The 16,764-nt window shown below is 67.7% G+C and carries 17 protein-coding genes and 1 pseudogene; 14 read left to right on the top strand and 4 right to left on the bottom strand.

The annotated features are described in order from the left end of the window. Positions 1 to 25: 25 nt before the first annotated feature. A pseudogene (locus tag ASD47_RS27625) lies at positions 26 to 120 on the bottom strand (hypothetical protein). Positions 121 to 182: 62 nt separating this feature from the next. Between ASD47_RS27625 and trmB the strand changes: the two are divergent. Continuing rightward, on the top strand, positions 183 to 863 hold the full coding sequence (gene trmB / locus ASD47_RS13595; protein ID WP_056757414.1) for a tRNA (guanosine(46)-N7)-methyltransferase TrmB: 681 nt from the start codon (positions 183 to 185) through the stop codon (positions 861 to 863). A gap of 144 nt (positions 864 to 1,007) precedes the next feature. On the opposite strand, the gene ppa is transcribed toward trmB, so the two are convergent. Then, on the bottom strand, positions 1,008 to 1,541 hold the full coding sequence (gene ppa / locus ASD47_RS13590) for an inorganic diphosphatase (RefSeq protein WP_019848686.1): 534 nt from the start codon (positions 1,539 to 1,541) through the stop codon (positions 1,008 to 1,010). A gap of 134 nt (positions 1,542 to 1,675) precedes the next feature. Between ppa and ASD47_RS13585 the strand changes: the two genes are divergently transcribed. From ASD47_RS13585 to ASD47_RS13550, 8 genes are all read left to right on the top strand, one after another. Continuing rightward, positions 1,676 to 2,161, top strand: coding sequence for a hypothetical protein (locus tag ASD47_RS13585; protein ID WP_056757321.1), 486 nt, complete (start codon positions 1,676 to 1,678; stop codon positions 2,159 to 2,161). Between the two features lie 164 nt (positions 2,162 to 2,325). After that, a complete protein-coding gene (gene rimP / locus ASD47_RS13580) occupies positions 2,326 to 2,928 on the top strand; it encodes a ribosome maturation factor RimP (RefSeq protein WP_056757318.1) in 603 nt (200 codons plus the stop codon). Positions 2,929 to 2,930: 2 nt separating this feature from the next. Next, the gene (gene nusA, locus ASD47_RS13575) at positions 2,931 to 4,607 is read left to right on the top strand and encodes a transcription termination factor NusA (RefSeq protein WP_056757315.1); all 1,677 of its coding nucleotides are present in this window, start codon (positions 2,931 to 2,933) and stop codon (positions 4,605 to 4,607) included. A 54-nt stretch (positions 4,608 to 4,661) separates the two neighbouring features. Further along, a complete protein-coding gene (locus ASD47_RS13570; RefSeq protein ID WP_056757312.1) occupies positions 4,662 to 5,327 on the top strand; it encodes an RNA-binding protein in 666 nt (221 codons plus the stop codon). 189 nt (positions 5,328 to 5,516) lie between these two features. Continuing rightward, the gene (gene infB, locus ASD47_RS13565) at positions 5,517 to 8,618 is read left to right on the top strand and encodes a translation initiation factor IF-2 (RefSeq protein ID WP_056757308.1); all 3,102 of its coding nucleotides are present in this window, start codon (positions 5,517 to 5,519) and stop codon (positions 8,616 to 8,618) included. 74 nt (positions 8,619 to 8,692) lie between these two features. Next, positions 8,693 to 9,265, top strand: coding sequence for a YcxB family protein (locus ASD47_RS13560; protein WP_056757305.1), 573 nt, complete (start codon positions 8,693 to 8,695; stop codon positions 9,263 to 9,265). Between the two features lie 48 nt (positions 9,266 to 9,313). Continuing rightward, complete coding sequence (locus ASD47_RS13555) at positions 9,314 to 9,829, top strand: DUF2939 domain-containing protein (RefSeq protein WP_056757303.1); 516 nt, start codon at positions 9,314 to 9,316, stop codon at positions 9,827 to 9,829. 110 nt (positions 9,830 to 9,939) lie between these two features. After that, positions 9,940 to 10,413 carry a hypothetical protein gene (locus ASD47_RS13550; RefSeq protein ID WP_369800304.1) on the top strand — a complete coding sequence of 158 codons (474 nt, stop codon included), beginning with the start codon at positions 9,940 to 9,942 and terminating at the stop codon, positions 10,411 to 10,413. Here the strand turns inward: ASD47_RS13550 and ASD47_RS13545 are convergent. After that, complete coding sequence (locus ASD47_RS13545; protein WP_056757297.1) at positions 10,410 to 10,751, bottom strand: hypothetical protein; 342 nt, start codon at positions 10,749 to 10,751, stop codon at positions 10,410 to 10,412. The two genes, ASD47_RS13550 and ASD47_RS13545, sit on opposite strands and share 4 nt — an antisense overlap. Before the next feature lie 128 nt (positions 10,752 to 10,879). Between ASD47_RS13545 and ASD47_RS13540 the strand changes: the two genes are divergently transcribed. From ASD47_RS13540 to pnp, 5 genes are all read left to right on the top strand, one after another. After that, a complete protein-coding gene (locus ASD47_RS13540) occupies positions 10,880 to 11,668 on the top strand; it encodes a dienelactone hydrolase family protein (RefSeq protein ID WP_056757294.1) in 789 nt (262 codons plus the stop codon). 111 nt (positions 11,669 to 11,779) lie between these two features. Then, positions 11,780 to 12,235: a 30S ribosome-binding factor RbfA gene (rbfA, locus tag ASD47_RS13535; RefSeq protein ID WP_056757291.1), complete on the top strand. Its 456-nt coding sequence runs from the start codon at positions 11,780 to 11,782 to the stop codon at positions 12,233 to 12,235. A 2-nt stretch (positions 12,236 to 12,237) separates the two neighbouring features. Continuing rightward, entirely contained in the window at positions 12,238 to 13,170 is a 933-nt protein-coding gene (truB, locus tag ASD47_RS13530; RefSeq protein ID WP_056757288.1) for a tRNA pseudouridine(55) synthase TruB, read from the top strand. Between the two features lie 14 nt (positions 13,171 to 13,184). Beyond that, positions 13,185 to 13,454, top strand: coding sequence for a 30S ribosomal protein S15 (rpsO, locus tag ASD47_RS13525; protein ID WP_035081309.1), 270 nt, complete (start codon positions 13,185 to 13,187; stop codon positions 13,452 to 13,454). A 325-nt stretch (positions 13,455 to 13,779) separates the two neighbouring features. Next, a complete protein-coding gene (pnp, locus tag ASD47_RS13520; RefSeq protein WP_056757285.1) occupies positions 13,780 to 15,930 on the top strand; it encodes a polyribonucleotide nucleotidyltransferase in 2,151 nt (716 codons plus the stop codon). Between the two features lie 75 nt (positions 15,931 to 16,005). Here the strand turns inward: pnp and ASD47_RS13515 are convergent, their stop codons facing one another. After that, positions 16,006 to 16,431, bottom strand: coding sequence for a ferredoxin (locus ASD47_RS13515; protein ID WP_056757282.1), 426 nt, complete (start codon positions 16,429 to 16,431; stop codon positions 16,006 to 16,008). Positions 16,432 to 16,764: the final 333 nt, after the last annotated feature.

Genomic DNA, 16,764 nt, shown 5'->3' with positions numbered 1-16,764 from the left:
TCGATCATGCGATCGGGGCCCGTTTTCATTGAGGCCCTGCGTCCTTCGAGGCCCGCTGCGCGGGCGCCTCAGGATGAGGAGCGCTTTGCTGAATGCCTCATCCTGAGGTGAGAGGCGCAGCCGAGCCTCGAAGGGCGCAGGGCCGCTGGCCTCCCGCGACGATGACCGCTAAGACGCCGCCCATGACCCATCCCCAACAGCCCCATGGGCCGCTGCGCTCGTTCGGCCGCCTGAAGTCGCGCCCCGTCAAGCCCCGCCAGCAGGCCCTGCTCGACAGCCTGCTGCCGACGATCGCCGTGCCGACCATGCCGTTCCAGCCCCGCGACCTGATGCCGGACGCCACGGAAGTCTGGCTCGAGATCGGCTTCGGCGGCGGCGAGCACATGGCCGCCCAGGCCGGCAAGCGCCCCGACGTGCTGCTGATCGGGGCCGAGCCCTTCGTCAACGGCGTGGCCAGCGCCGTCCGCCATGTCGAGGAGCAAGGGCTGAAGAACGTCCGCATCCACGAGGGCGACGCCCGCGACGTGGTTGGCTGGCTGCCGGACGCCAGTATCGACCGGCTGTTCATCATGTTCCCCGACCCATGGCACAAGGCCCGGCACAACAAGCGCCGCCTGGTCCAGCCGGCCTTCGTGGCCGAACTGGCGCGGGTGCTGAAGCCGGGGGCCGCCTTCCGCTTCGCCACCGACTGGGCCGACTACGCCGAATGGACCATCGAGCGGGTGCTGGCCGATCCGGCCTTCCGCTTCGCCGACGAGGCCGCCGATCGCAACGCCGCGCCCGCCGACCACGTCACCACGCGCTATGAGGAAAAGAAGCTGGGCGACTGCGCGCCGGTGTTCCTGGATTTCGTCAGGAAATAGCGGCGGGGACTTGCCCCCACCTGACCGCTTCGCGGCCTGTCCGCCCCCAGAGGGGGCGGAGCCGGATGCGCGAGGCTCTTCCCCCTCTGGGGGAGCGCCGAAGGCGCGGAGGGGGCAAGTTTCCCTGCTCCCTCCGGAAGAATTTCAGTAGTTCTCGTCGTGGCGCTTGATCGCGGCGCGGATGATCTCGGCGGTTTCCTCCGGATCGGCCCAGCCGGTGATCTTGGTCGACTTGCCCTTTTCCAGGTCCTTGTAGTGCTGGAAGAAGTGGGCGATCTGCTCGGTCAGGATCACCGGCAGGTCGCGCCAGCTGGACACGCCCGTATAGAACGGGTGCAGCTTGTCGACCGGCACGGCCAGGATCTTTTCGTCCGAACCGGCTTCGTCGACCATCATCAGGGCGCCGATCGGGCGGCAGCGGATAATCGCGCCGGGCACCACCGGGGTCGGACCCACCACCATGATGTCGGCCGGATCGCCGTCGTCGGCCAGGGTGTGCGGGATGAAGCCGTAATTGGCCGGGTAGAACATCGCCGTGTGCAGGAAGCGGTCGACCATCAGCGCGCCGCTGGCCTTGTCGATCTCGTACTTCACCGGCTCGCCGCCTTGCGGGATCTCGATGACGGCGTTCAGGTCGTACGGCGGGTTGACGCCGACGGCGATCTTGGAGAGGTCCATTGTGACTCTTCGTTTGGGGATAGGTCCCGCGGGGAGGCGAGCCTGCGCGGGGGCGCTTATAGGCCGGAAATGCTGCGGCGCGGAAGCCCGTTACGGCGATGGATGCGGCCAAGCTTCTGATCTAGGCTGAATTCATGACCTGGAACCGCCTCTCGCTGACCTTGCTGATCACTGTCCTGGCGCCGACCCTGGCCTGGTCGCAGGTCGAGGATTGGCACGTGAAGGTCCGAGCCCGGGCAGGCCTGCCGGCAAGCAGCGCGGAGGGCCAGGTTCGGATCTTCAGCGAGGGATGGCTCACGGGCGGCGGCGAGACGAGCCTGGTGGCGCGCCGCGACGGCAAGGGCCGCTGGAGAGTGTCTCGCGTGACGGGTTTCAGGAAGACCAGCGAGCGACATTGGCGTCTCAACGCGCAGGAGGGCGCGGCGCTGGAGGCCCTGCTCGACGATCCCGCCGCGCTGGTCGAGACGCCGCCGCCGCCGGAGCAGGATCATTGCCTGGACCCGCCCTCGGCCGATCTGGAAGTTCGTTGGCGCGGTCGGGCGGAGCGGATCTCTCAGACGTGCGGGCCCTGGGGCGCGGTGGCGCGCGTCGAAACGCTTCTGACGGCGGGTCGCGACTAGGGTCTTCCAACCGTCCGAACATCGCGCTATATAGGTCCTACATCGTCCGTCAGCGCTGATAGCGCTTTCGAGCGGCGGCCCGAAAGGCTGCCGCTTTTTCTTTGGCCGCTCGCCAGCTTGGCTTTTAGCCGGCGCCCGGACGGCCCAGTGAGTTGAGAGACCCTTTGCGCGGCAAGACGCAGGAAGATATCGGTCTGGTCGAATTGCTCGATCCCGTCGCCGAGTCCGTCGGCTACGAGATCGTCCGCCTGCGCCTGATGGGCGGGGCCGAGCAGCGTCGCCTCCAGATCATGGCTGAACGTCCGGATGGCGACATGAACGTCGAGGATTGCGCCCGTCTGTCGCGCGCCATTTCCGAGATCATGGACGCCGCAGACCCGATCAGCGGCGAATACACCCTGGAAGTCTCCAGCCCGGGCGTCGACCGCCCCCTGACCCGGCTGAAGGACTTCGACACCTATGCCGGCCTGGAGATCCGCATCGAGCTGGACCGGGTCGCCGAGGGCCGCAAGCGCTTCAAGGGCGAGCTGGCCGGCGTCGAGGACGGCCAGGTGGGCCTGAACCTCGAGGGCGAGGACGACACCACCGTCTATTTCCCGTTCGAATGGATCGTCGACGCCAAGCTGGTGTTGAACGACGAGCTGATGAAGCGCGGCGCCCAGCAGCGCGCCGCCCGCGTGGGCGCCGAAGGCGAAGACGCGGACTCCGAAGATCTCGGCGACGACGCCGAAGACGATATTGACCTGTCCGAAAGTGAAGAGGACTGACCATGGCTATCGGCATCTCCGCCAACCGCCTCGAGCTGCTGCAGATCGCCGACGCGGTCGCGCGTGAAAAGGGCATCGAGAAGGAAGTCGTCATCGAGGCGATCGAGGACGCCCTGCAGAAGGCCGCCCGGGCCCGCTACGGCGCCGAGCACGACATCCGCGTCAAGATCGATCCGCGCACCGGCGAGACCACCCAGAAGCGGGTGATCGAGGTCGTGTCGGACGACTTCGAGCTGGAAGGCGAGATCGGCAAGGTCCAGCTGTCGTCGGCCAAGCGCACCTGGCGTGACGCCGAGATCGGCAAGATCTACGAGGAAACCCTGCCGCCGTTCGAGATCGGCCGCGTGCAGACCCAGATGGCTCGCCAGGTCGTCATGCACAAGGTTCGCGAAGCCGAGCGCGAGCGCCAGTACGACGAGTACAAGGATCGCGCCGGCGAGATCGTCAACGGCAGCGTCAAGCGTGTCGAATACGGCAACGTGATCGTCGACCTGGGCCGCGGCGAAGGCATCATGCGCCGCGACCAGTCGATCCCGCGCGAGAACTTCAACGTCGGCGACCGCATCCGCGCCTACATCTACGACGTCCGCCGCGAGACCAAGGGTCCGCAGATCATGCTGAGCCGCGCCCACGGCGGCTTCATGGCCAAGCTGTTCGCGCAGGAAGTGCCGGAAGTCTACGACGGCGTCATCGAGATCCGCGCCGTGGCCCGCGACCCGGGCTCGCGCGCCAAGATGGCGGTGATCTCCAACGACAGCAGCATCGACCCGGTCGGCGCCTGCGTCGGCATGCGCGGTTCGCGCGTCCAGGCCGTGGTCGCCGAGCTGCAGGGCGAGAAGATCGACATCATCCAGTGGTCGGAAGACGAGGCCACCTTCATCGTCAACGCCCTGGCCCCCGCCGAGGTGTCCAAGGTCGTCATGGACGAGGAGGACGAGCGCGTCGAAGTGGTGGTGCCCGACGAGCAGCTGTCGCTGGCCATCGGCCGTCGCGGCCAGAACGTCCGCCTGGCCAGCCAGCTGACCAGCTGGCAGATCGACATCATGACCGAAAGCCAGGAAAGCGAGCGCCGCCAGCGCGAGTTCTCCGAGCGCACGGCCCTGTTCCAGGAAGCCCTGGACGTCGACGAGGTCATCGCCCAGCTGCTGGTCACCGAAGGCTTCGCGGCCGTCGAGGACGTCGCCTATGTCGAGCCGCACGAGATCGCGGCTATCGAAGGCTTCGACGACGAGACCGCCGACGAACTGCAGACCCGCGCGCGCGAATTCCTGGAGAAGGAGGCCGCCGCCCTGGACGCCAAGCGCCTGGAGCTCGGCGTCGAGGACGGCCTGCTGGAGATCGAGGGCGTCACCCTGCCGGTGGCCGTGGCCCTGGGCGAGGGCGACGTGAAGTCGGTCGAGGACCTGGCCGGCCTGATCCCCGACGACCTGCGCGGTTGGTTCGAGACCAAGGACGGCGAGCGCACCCGCGAAGCCGGCATCCTGGACAGCTTCAACCTGTCGCCGGAAGACGCCGAGGCGCTGATCATGCGCGCCCGGATCGTCATGGGCTGGGTCGAGGCCCCGCCCGAGCCGGAATATGTCGAGGAAGAGGGCGAGTTCGAGGAAGAGGCGGGTGAAGCGCCGGCCGAAGCTTCGGACGAGGCCGTCGAAGAGACCGAAGAAACCAAGGAAGACTGATCCAGGAACCGGGCCTCCCACGAAAGTGCGAGGCCCGGTGTTTTCTAGAGCCGCATGACCGAAGCCGACACGCCCTTTACCCCGGTGGCCAAGACCCACGCCGAAGCCAACCGCCAGCGCAAGGACATCGTCCTGGGCGAGGCGACGGACGAGGCGCGCCTGGTGCGGTTCGTGGCCGGGCCGGATGGGGCGGTGGTTCCGGACGTGGCGCGCAAGCTGCCTGGCCGCGGCATGTGGGTGGAGGCGACCCGCGAAGCGGTGACGACCGCCGCCAAGAAGGGCCTGTTCTCGCGCTCGACCAAGACCAAGCTGACCGCGCCGGCCGACCTGGCCGATCACGTGGAACGCCTGTTGGCCCGGCGAGTTCTGGACGGACTGGGTCTTGCGCGGCGCGGCGGAACGATTATCTCAGGCTTCGAAAAGGTCTCCGCGGCCCTGGCTTCGGGAAAGACCGCCTGGTTGATCGAGGCGTCCGACGGCGCCGACGACGGTCGCCGAAAGATTCTCACCGCGGTCCACAAGGCCCCGAACAGCCCCAAAGTCTGCGGGATGTTCACGTCCGATGAATTGGGTTTGGCCTTGGGCGGGGAGAATGTGATACACACGGCGCTCCTTGCCGGGCGCGGCACTGATCGCTGGACTTTGGACGTCGAGCGGTTATCAGGCTTTCGCCCACTCCTTCCCTCGAGTTGGTCGGCGAGTTGGCGCGAGGAGCCCTAGGCCCTGGCCTCGACGAATGGCTTTCATTCGTCGGCGACAGCGGTCTGGAACTTGAAATGAGGAGCGTGATCCGCTCCTGAGTGAAGGGTCGGGAAACGCGCTTCCTTCGGGAAGTACGTCCAGGCCCCTTTCTCGTATGGATCAAACGGTTTTTGGCCGGCTCCCGCCGGCGGAAGTACAAGCGAGCGCATGAGCGACGAGAACGAAAACGGTCGGCCTGGTTCCAACCCCGGCGGGCGAGCGCCCATCACGCTGAAGCCCCGTCAGGGGTCGGTCAGCGCCGGCGTCGTGAAGCAGAGCTTCAGCCACGGCCGCACCAAGACGGTGGTGGTTGAAACCAAGCGCGTGCGCCCGCACGCGCCGCCGGCCGGCAATCTAGCCGCGCCGTCATCGGCCGAGCGCCGTCAGGGCGAGGCCCCACGTCCGCAGTCCCAAGGCGGCGGCCAGGGCGGATCCGCCGGCGGCTTGTCGCAAAGCGAGATGGTGGCCCGCCAGCGCGCCATCGAGGCGGCCCGCGAGCAGCAGGAACGCCAGGCGGCTGAACGTCGCGCCGCCGAGGCCCGCGCCGCGGCCGCCGAAGCTGCGGCCCGCGAAGCCGCCGCCAAGGCTGCTGCAGCCGCCAAGGTCGCCGCCGCGTCGCCAGCGGCGCCCACGCCGACCGCCCAGGCGCCCGCCGCGCCGGTGGCTCAGGCGCCGGCCGCTCCCACGCCTCAGGCGTCCACTCCCGCGCCTCAGGCGCCCACGCCCCAGGCTCCGACGCCGGCTCCCGCCGCGCCGCCGGTCCGCGCCGAGGCTCCGCGCCCGACGCCGACCCCGGCCGCCGGCCAGACCCGCACCTACGAGCCCAGCCGCGACCGGCGCGACGATCGCTCGTCGACCACCACCTACCGCCCGGGTCCGGGCTCGCAGGGTGATCGCCCGCAAGGCGACCGTCCCCAGGGCGATCGTCCCAACTTCGCGGACCGGCCGTTCAACCAGCGCGCCCCGCGCCAGGACGGCCCGTACAACCAGCGCACCCCGCGTCCCGACGCCGGCGGCCCGCCGCGCGGTCCCCGTCCCGAGGGCGGCTTCCGCAACGACCGTCCGCAGGGCGACCGGCCGCAAGGCGATCGTCCCCAAGGCGACCGTCCGACCCAGACCGTCCGCTATTCGGCCCTGGCCCCGCGCCCGGCGCCCGGCGCCCGTCCGGGTCCTGGTGGTCCGCGCGGCGCCCGTCCGGGCGTCCCGGCCCAGGCTCCGGCCACGCCCGAGATCCAGCGCGCCACGCGCTCGGCCCCCCGCCCCGGCGGCGACGTCAGCCGTCGCCCGGACGAGGAGGACGATCGTCGCAAGGCCGCCGCCCCCGGCAAGGCGGTCAGCCGCGCCAAGGGCGCTCCGGTTCGCCGCGAAGGGCGCCTGACCATCCAGACCGTGGCCGGCGACGGAGATTCCGCCGACCGTATGCGCTCGCTGGCCTCGGTTCGCCGGGCCCGTGAACGCGAAAAGGAAAAGCGCCGCGGCGGTCCCGCCGACGTGGTCAAGGTCAGCCGCGAAGTGGTCATTCCCGACGTCATCACCGTGCAGGAACTGTCCAACCGGATGGCCGTGCGCGGCGTCGAGATCATCAAGTTCCTGATGCGTCAGGGCGTGATGCTGAAGATCAACGACGTCATCGACAACGACACCGCCGAACTGGTGGCGACCGAGTTCGGTCACACCGTGCGCCGCGTGTCGGAAGCCGACGTCGAGGAAGGCTTCATCGGCGCCGAGGACATCGACGATCACCTGGAGCCCCGGCCCCCGGTCGTCACCGTCATGGGTCACGTCGACCACGGCAAGACCAGCCTGCTGGACGCGCTGCGCAAGGCCGACGTGGCCGGCGGCGAGCACGGCGGCATCACTCAGCACATCGGTGCCTACCAGGTGCGTCTGGAAAATGGCCAGAAGGTCACGTTCCTCGACACCCCGGGCCACGCGGCCTTCTCGCAGATGCGGGCCCGCGGCGCCAACATCACCGATATCGTCATCCTGGTGGTGGCCGGTGACGACGGCGTCATGCCGCAGACGGTCGAGGCGATCAAACACGCCCGCGCCGCCGAGGTGCCGATTATCGTGGCCGTCAACAAGATGGACAAGCCGGGCTCGGATTCGACCCGGGTGACCAACGAGCTGCTGCAACACGAGATCGTGGTCGAAAGCCTGGGCGGCGACACCCAGATCGTCGAGGTCTCGGCCAAGACCGGCCAGGGCCTGGACGAGCTGATCGAACGCATCCTGCTGCAGGCCGAGGTCCTGGACCTGAAAGCCAATCCCGACCGCACCGCCGACGGCGTGGTGATCGAGGCCAAGCTGGACAAGGGGCGCGGCGCGGTTTCGACCGTGCTGGTCAATCGCGGCACGCTGAAGCGCGGCGACATCGTCGTGGCCGGCAGCCAGTTCGGCCGGGTTCGCGCCCTGCTGAACGAGCGCAACGAGCAACTGACCGAAGCCGGTCCCGCCACCCCGGTCGAGATCCTCGGCCTGGACGGCGTGCCCTCGCCCGGCGACAGCTTCGCCGTGGTCGAGAACGAGGCCCGGGCTCGCGAGCTGACCGAGTACCGCATCCGTCTCAAGCGCGAGAAGTCGATGCACCCGGTCGGCGCGGGCGCCACCAGCATGGCCGACATGATGGCCAAGCTGCAGGACAAGAAGTACCGCGAACTGCCGCTGGTCATCAAAGCCGACGTGCAGGGCTCGGCCGAGGCGATCATCGGTTCGCTGGACGCTATGTCGACCGACGAGGTCCGCGCGCGGATCATCCTGTCGGGCGCCGGGGCGATCAGCGAAAGCGACGTGATGCTGGCCAAGGGCGCCGGCGCGCCGCTGATCGGCTTCAACGTCCGGGCCTCGGCCCAGGCGCGGGCGCTGGCCGAGCGCGAAGGGGTCGAGATCCGCTACTACGCGATCATCTACGACCTGCTGGACGACATCAAAGGCGTGCTCTCGGGCATGCTGGCCCCGATCCAGCGCGAAACCTTCCTCGGCAACGCCGAAGTCCTGCAGGCCTTCGACATCTCCAAGGTCGGCAAGATCGCCGGCTGTAAGGTCACCGAGGGCGTGGTCCGCAAGGGCGCCAAGGTCCGGATCATCCGCAACGACATCGTCGTTCTGGAACTGGGCACCCTGGCGACGCTCAAGCGCTTCAAGGACGAGGTCAACGAGGTCCCGTCCGGCCAGGAGTGCGGCATGATGTTCGCGGGCTTCCAGGACATCAAGGTTGGCGACACCATCGAGTGCTTCACCGTCGAGGAGATCAAGCGCCAGCTCGACTAGGCGTTCGATCAAGCTTCAGCTTAAAGAGAAAGGCGCGGACGAAAGTCCGCGCCTTTCTTGCGTTCGGGGCGTGCATGGAAATCGCGGGCGAAATCGGAATCTTCGAAAATCAGAAGGCCTGCGGGCCGTTGCGCAAGCACCTGTTCGGCGCCAAGCGGTACGCCCAATGGTGGTTCGTCGGCGCCATGCTGGCGGGCGATATCCTGGTCTCCACGCTGATGGACATGGCGGTTCCGGGCTACGGCTGGTTCGCGATGATGCTGTTCACGGCCGTCGCCCTGTTCTTCTGGATCCGGTATGCGCGCACCCTGGGTCCCAAGGCCTGGATGGCGCGTGGCGTGCCGGCGGTTTCGCCGATCACCTACAGGATCGAGGAGGTGGGTCTTGTTCTGGACAGCCAGACGTCGATGACCCGCGTCGCATGGTCTGGCATGTCGCAGATCGCGCCCGGTCATGAAGCCTGGCTGTTCATCGGCCCGGGGCAGGCCTGGTTTCTGCCGACCCGGTTCTTTGCGGATCGCCAACAGGAGCGCGCCTTCCTGGCCGCCTGTTTCGACAAGCTTGGGCCGGAAGCCAAGGCCCGCAGCGCCGAAGTCGCGGCCCTGGTCGCCACGGAAGCGGGACCGTGGGGCGTCGCACGTCCCTGAAACGTCCCGGACTGGAAATCGCCCGATTTCAGGCTTAACCCTAGAGCCATGCGTATCCGGACCCTCCTGACTGTCAGCCTCGCCGCCGTCTCGTTGTCGGCCTGCGCCACGGCCACCCGCTACGACGCGGCCGGCGACGTCCACGCCCTGCTGGTGGCGATCCGCAACAACGACCACGCCGCCTTCGACGCCCGCGTGGACCGCCCGGCCCTGAAGGCCGAAATCGAGAGCGAACTGGTGCGCAAGGCGCGCGGTTCAGCCATGAGCGGCGGCTGGCAGGCGGCGGCCGTCGCCCTGGCCGGTCCGGCCGCCGACATCGCCGGCGAGGCCCTGGTCCAGCCCGAGACCTTCCGCTATGCCGCCAACTACTACGGCTACACCCCCGACGAGCCGATACCCGACCGTCTGACCATCGCCGCCGGCCTGCGCTATATCGGCTCCGACCAGGTCTGCGCGGCCAAGACCAAAAACGGCCCCTGCCTGCTGACCTTCACGCTGGAAGGCGGCACATGGCGCCTGTCAGGCTTCGATCCCGAAACGGCGAAGCTGCGTCTGAAGCTGTGAGGGCAGGGGTGTCGGGGGCCGCTCGCCGGACGAGCCTGAAGGCCGCGCTGGGCCTGGTCCTGGCCTGCCTGGCGACGGCGGCGGCCGGCGCGGCCCATGCCGAGCGCAAGATGTACTCCTACGACCCGATCTCGCCGGACGCCAAGCGGCTGACCGGCGCGGGCCTGACCGTGCTGTTCGACAAGAAGCTGACCAGTACGCGGGTCATGAAGGTCCTGGCCACCGGCGTGCCGGTGCAGGGGCGTCTGATCGACGGCCGCGAAAAGGACCTGGGCCCCGGCGGGCTGAAGGGGATCAACGGCGTCGACGCCGATGCGGCGCTGTACGAAATCGATCCCAAGTTCGAGCAGGGCAAGATCTACATCCGCGCCTTCTGCCCGGGAGCCAAGCGCCTGTGGCTGAGCTTCAGCCGGCTGGCGGTGCATCGCGACCTGCGCGTCCAGGCGTTCGGCGACGACCCCAAAGGCGGCCAGACCCGGCTGTGCGGCACGCTGGACTTCTCCTTCCGGGGGGAATGGAAGCTGCCGAGCGGCAATCTACCCGATCCGATGGAGGACTGGACCGGCGGCAACGGGCCGGGCTAGGCCGGCAGCAGGCCGCGCACCAGCATGACGGCCGCCAGCAGCATCATCGGCGCCGACCACACCTCCAGCGGCAAGCCCATGAAGCGATTGGGCGGACGGTAGGAGAGGCGGCTTTTCCAGAGCGCCAGGCGCGGAACCTTCAGGGGCTTGCGGTTGACCCGGCAGCCGACCACCCAGTTGACGACCGCCGCGATCACCGCGCCGACCGCCCACAGCCAGGGCGCGGTGTCGAAGATCTGCTCGCCGAACGCCAGGGTCAGCAGCGCCCCGAACAGGCCGAACACGCCGATCAGGCTCAACAGGGCCAGATAGCCCCGACCGGTCCACCAGAAGATCATTCGCCGCTTCCCAAGCTCAAGCTTGAAGGGATAGGCCGCGCCCCTCGCCGGCGCAACTGGGCGTTTCCAGGGGTGACGTCGAACGGTCGTTTCATGCCATGCTCCCGCGAAAGACGGGGCGGACAGACATGGTCGACGTGCTGGCGGGCTTCACCAGGTTCGAGTTCGATGACGGCCGTTGGAGGCGGCCGGTCTATCGCATCGGCTCCGGCCCGGCCGTGATCGTCATCCACGAGATGCCGGGCCTGCATCCTCCGGTGCTGGAATTCGCCCGGGACGTGGCGGCCGAGGGCATGACGGCGTTCTGCCCCAGCCTGTTCGGCCAGCCGGGCCGACCGATCTCGACGGGCTACATGCTCGGGACGATCGTCAAGACCCTGTGCATCCGGCGCGAATTCACGGTCTGGGCGGCCGGCCGGTCCAGCCCGATCGTCGATTGGCTGCGCGCCCTGGCCCGCCAGGCCCACGCCGAATGCGGCGGCAAGGGGGTGGGGGCCGTGGGCATGTGCTTCACCGGCGGCTTCGCCCTGGCGATGATGACCGAGCCGTCGGTGGTGGCCCCGGTCCTGGCCCAGCCGTCCCTGCCCCTCGGCCGCAGGCAGGGCGCCGCCCTGGATTGCTCGCCGGCCGAACTGGCGGTCGCCAGGGCGCGGATGGAGGCCGAGGATCTGTCGCTGATCGCCCTGCGGTTCGCCGGCGACAAGCTGTCGCCCTGCGCCCGCTTCCAGACCTTGGAACGTGAGCTGGGCGGTCGGGCCGAACTGCATACCCTGGCCGACGCCTCGGCGCGGAAAGGGACAGGCCGCGCGCCCCATTCGGTGCTGACGATCCACCTCGACCGAGACGATCCCGACGGCGAGACCCTGAAGGTTCACCGACGGGTGCTGGACTTCTTCAAGGAACGAACGGGAGCCTGAGGAACCCGCCGCGCTGGACTTTTCATCCCCACGCGCCTAGACACCCCGCCTCCCATTTCTCCCCGCGACCCGGCGTTCGATCCGCCGGCCGGGCATCGAGGCGACCGCGCCATGAAGCGCCATTCCGAAAACAAGAAGGCCGGACCCGTGGGTCCGTCGCAACGCCAGCTGCGGGCCGGCGAGCTGATCCGTCACGCCCTGGTCGACGTCCTGCGCGAGGAGGAACTGGCCGATCCCGCCCTGCAGGGCGTCTCCGTCACGGTTTCCGAAGTGCGCATGAGCCCCGACCTCAAGCACGCCGTCTGTTTCGTCGAGCCTCTGGGGGCCGGCGTCACCGAGGGCGCGGCCGAGCACATCGGCGAGATCATCGCGGCCCTCAACCGCGTGTCCAGGTTCCTGCGCGGACGCCTGGGCAAGTCGATCGACATGAAGTTCACCCCGGACCTGAAGTTCATCCACGACGAAAGCTTCAGCTCGGCCGCCTACATGGACCGCCTGTTCCTGGATCCGCGCGTCCAGCAGGACACCCGTCGCCTGTCCGACCTGACGGACGACGAGGAAGGCTGAGCATGGCCCGCCGCAAGAAGGGCGACGCCGTCTCCGGCTGGGTCTGCCTGGACAAGCCCTACGACCTGACCTCGACCAGCGCCGTCAGCCGCGTGCGCCGGGCCTTCAACGCCCAGAAGGCCGGCCATGCGGGTACGCTCGACCCCCTGGCCACCGGCATCCTGCCGTTGGCCCTGGGCGAGGCGACCAAGACCGTCCCGTTCCTGATGGACGCCGACAAGGCCTATCGCTTCATGATCCAGTGGGGGCGCTCGACCACCACCCTGGACCGCGAGGGCGAGACCACGGCCAGCAGCGACGTGCGCCCGACCCGGGATCAGGTCGAGGCGGCGCTGCCGGCCTTTGTCGGCGAGATCGACCAGGTCCCGCCGAACTATTCGGCCATCAAGGTCGATGGCGAGCGGGCCTACGACCTGGCCCGCGAAGGCGTCGAGTTCGAGCTGAAGACCCGCAAGGTCACGGTCCACGCCCTGCGCGTCAGCGCCGCGCCGGACGCCGATCACATCGAGCTGGAGATGGAATGCGGCAAGGGCACCTACGTCCGCGCCGTGGTCCGCGACCTGGCCGCCGCGCTCGGCGCCTGCGGTCACGTAGACCAGCTTCGCCGGACGCGAGTCGGCCGGTTCAGCGAGGATTCGGCGATAGGTCTGGAAACTCTGGAGAATTTGAGCTATGAGGCGCGCCTGTCGGAGGCATTGCTTCCGGTCGAGACCGCGCTGGACGACATCCCGGCGCTGGCCGTGACCGATGAAGACGCCTTCCGGCTTGCGCAAGGACGCGCCATCGTTCTGCTCCCAAGGCAGGTGGAATCGCTGAAAGCCGAGCTCACGCCCGGTGATCGCACCGTTTCCGCCATGTCAGGAGAGAGGCTGGTGGCCTTGTGCGAGATGCGCGCCGGAAAGCTCAATCCGGTGCGGGTCTTCCAACTCACCTGAGCGGAGACAACCCGATGTCGATCACTGCCGAGCGCAAGACCGCTCTCATCGCCGAACACGCCCGCTCCGAGGGCGACACCGGCAGCGCCGAAGTCCAGGTCGCGATCCTCTCCGAGCGCATCGCCAACCTGACCGAGCACTTCAAGACCCACAAGAAGGACAACCACAGCCGTCGTGGTCTGTTGATGATGGTTTCCCAGCGTCGCAGCCTCCTCGACCACCTGAAGAAGTCCGACGCCGCCCGCTACGCGGCTCTCATCGAGAAGCTGGGTCTGCGCCGCTAAGACGCAATTCCGCCGCCCTACTCGCGTAGGGCGGCGGAACGCTTTTCAGGATCATGGCAGCCGAAGGCGGAGACGGCTCCGGCGCCCGTCATGATCCAGGCCTAGAACAGGCTTCGCGTTTCGAGACAGGCCGAAACGTGCAGTCGATCCGGATCGCTTCCGCCAAAGGATAAGCATCCGAATGTCCGTCCGAGGGTTTCCATCCTCAAACCCGCCTGTCGAACTGGATGAGGATCATCGGGCCGCCCATCGCTCATGAAGGCAGGCCGTCCGCCCCCTGTCCGCCCCCGACGGGAATCCGCCCGCGGGAACCGAAAGAAGAAAAATGTTCGATATCAAGCGCAAGACGATCGAGTGGGGCGGCAAGACGCTGGTCCTCGAAACCGGTCGCATCGCCCGTCAAGCCGACGGCGCCGTCCTGGCCACCATGGGCGAAACCGTCGTCCTGGCCACCGCCGTGTTCGCCAAGACGCAAAAGCCGGGCCAGGACTTCTTCCCCCTGACCGTCAACTACCAGGAAAAGACCTTCGCGGCCGGCAAGATCCCCGGCGGCTTCTTCAAGCGCGAAGGCCGTCCGTCGGAAAAGGAAACCCTGGTTTCCCGCCTGATCGACCGTCCGATCCGCCCGCTGTTCGTCAAGGGCTTCAAGAACGAAGTCCAGGTCGTCGTCACCGTGCTGCAGCACGATCTCGAGAACGATCCCGACATCCTGGGCATGGTGGCCGCCTCGGCCGCCCTGGTCCTGTCGGGCGCCCCGTTCATGGGCCCGATCGGCGCCGCGCGCGTCGGCTACATTGACGGCGGCTACGTGCTGAACCCGACGCTCGACGAGCTGAAGGAAAGCAAGATGGACCTGGTCGTGGCCGGCACCGCCGACGCCGTGATGATGGTCGAAAGCGAAATCCAGGAGCTCTCGGAAGAGATCGTGCTGGGCGGCGTCAACTTCGCCCACAAGGAAATGCAGACGGTGATCGACGCGATCATCGAGCTGGCCGAGCACGCCGCCAAGGAGCCCTTCGAGTTCGAGCCCGAAGACACCGACGCGATCAAGGCCCAGATGAAGGACCTGGTCGGCGCCGACATCATCGCCGGCTACAAGATCCAGAAGAAGCAGGACCGCTACGAAGCGATCGGCGCGGCCAAGAAGAAGGCCATCGCCGCCCTGGGCAAGTCGGACGAGCATCCGGCCGGCTACGACCCGCTGAAGCTGGGCGCGGTGTTCAAGGAACTGGAAGCCGACGTCGTGCGTCGCGCGATCCTCGACACCGGCCTGCGCATCGACGGCCGCACCGTCGACAAGGTCCGTCCGATCCTCGGCGAAGTCGGCATCCTGCCGCGCACCCACGGCTCGGCCCTGTTCACCCGCGGCGAGACCCAGGCGATCGTGGTCGCCACCCTGGGCACCGGCGACGACGAGCAGTTCATCGACGCCCTGGAAGGCACCTACAAGGAATCCTTCCTGCTGCACTACAACTTCCCTCCCTACAGCGTCGGTGAAACCGGCCGTATGGGCAGCCCGGGCCGCCGCGAAATCGGCCACGGCAAGCTGGCCTGGCGCGCCCTGCGCCCGATGCTGCCGAGCAAGGAAGACTTCCCCTACACCATCCGCCTGGTCTCCGAGATCACCGAGTCGAACGGCTCGTCCTCGATGGCCACGGTCTGCGGCAGCTCGCTGGCCATGATGGACGCGGGCGTTCCGCTGATCCGTCCGGTCTCGGGCATCGCCATGGGCCTGATCCTGGAAAAGGACGGCTTCGCGGTTCTGTCGGACATCCTGGGCGACGAAGATCACCTGGGCGACATGGACTTCAAGGTGGCCGGCACCAGCGAGGGCCTGACCTCGCTGCAGATGGACATCAAGATCGCCGGCATCACGCCGGAAATCATGAAGCAGGCCCTGGCCCAGGCTCACGAAGGTCGCGCCCACATCCTGGGCGAGATGAACAAGGCCATGGACGCGCCGCGTGAAGACGTCGGCGACTACGCGCCGAAGATCGAGACCATCACCATCCCGACCGACAAGATCCGGGAAGTGATCGGCACCGGCGGCAAGGTGATCCGCGAGATCGTCGCCACCACCGGCGCCAAGGTCGACATCAACGACGAAGGCACGGTCAAGGTCTCGGCCTCGGACGGCGCCAAGATCAAGGCGGCGATCGACTGGATCAAGTCGATCACCCAGGAAGCGGAAGTCGGCGCGATCTACGACGGCAAGGTTGTCAAGGTCGTCGACTTCGGCGCCTTCGTGAACTTCTTCGGCGCCAAGGACGGCCTGGTCCACGTCAGCCAGATCAGCAACGAGCGGGTGGCCAAGCCCTCGGACGTGCTGAAGGAAGGCCAGATCGTGAAGGTCAAGCTGCTGGGCTTCGACGATCGCGGCAAGACCAAGCTGTCGATGAAGGTCGTCGACCAGGAAACTGGCGAAGACCTGTCCAAGAAGGAAGCCGTGACCCCGGAAGAAGCCGTCACCACCTGAGGGTGATGGCGTCTTCCCGGTGAAGCGTCAGCAGGCGGGCGGCTCCGAAAGGTGCCGCCCGTTTTGCGTTTGGGACTAGACGCGGTGGAATCGTTTCCAAAAGCGCGAGAACCAACCCATTGGGCTGCCATCCTGGCTTTGCCAGCTAAAGTCGTTTTCGCCCGGAAACCGAACCGGACCTCCGGGCAGGACGAAGTCCGATGAACTTGCGCGATTACCCAGGCGGCGAATGATGTTGGGATCGGTCCCGCCGTAGCGAAGGGCGTCCATGCAACAGCTCAAAATCGCATTGCAAGCTTGCTCAACCTCGGATGGAGAGATGGGTTGCCTGATGAAGTAGGTGTCGCTGTTCTCGGGGTTCAGTTCCGCCAGGAGATCAGGGGCCGCCTCTTCCGGCACGTTGCACTGCAGGCAATCGCCGGTGGTGTAAAAGTCCCCCGCGACATTCTTCTCAAAACGGGGATGCCGTTCGGCGACCGCGATCAGGACATCATGCGTCATTGTTGGTCTCTCCTGAAGCACCCATCCGCGGATGCGACCCCGCCTTAATTCCTTGGTGGATCGGAGCTCTGGGGTCAGGCCGTGTCAAGGACCGGCCTCCGGCCGGCCGCGCCGCGGCGGCGCCTGGCGCCGTCCTTGACACGGCCTGACCCCAGAGCATGCTCGCCTCCAAGGACTTAAGGCGGGGCCTGTCCGCCGAGGGCGGATCAGGATGGACGGCCAGTACAACCTTTTCTCACCGTCATCCCGGGCCTTGTGCCCGGGACCCCTGGTTCAGCCCACGGTGAAGCGCCATGGCGCGCTGGCGCGCCACCCCTCCGCACCTGCGGCGGA

The sequence above is a fragment of the Caulobacter sp. Root1472 genome (assembly GCF_001426985.1).
GTDB classification, from domain to species: domain Bacteria; phylum Pseudomonadota; class Alphaproteobacteria; order Caulobacterales; family Caulobacteraceae; genus Caulobacter; species Caulobacter rhizosphaerae.
Note: the sequence above shows the minus strand (reverse complement) of the source record. Positions and strands in the feature narration are given on the sequence as shown.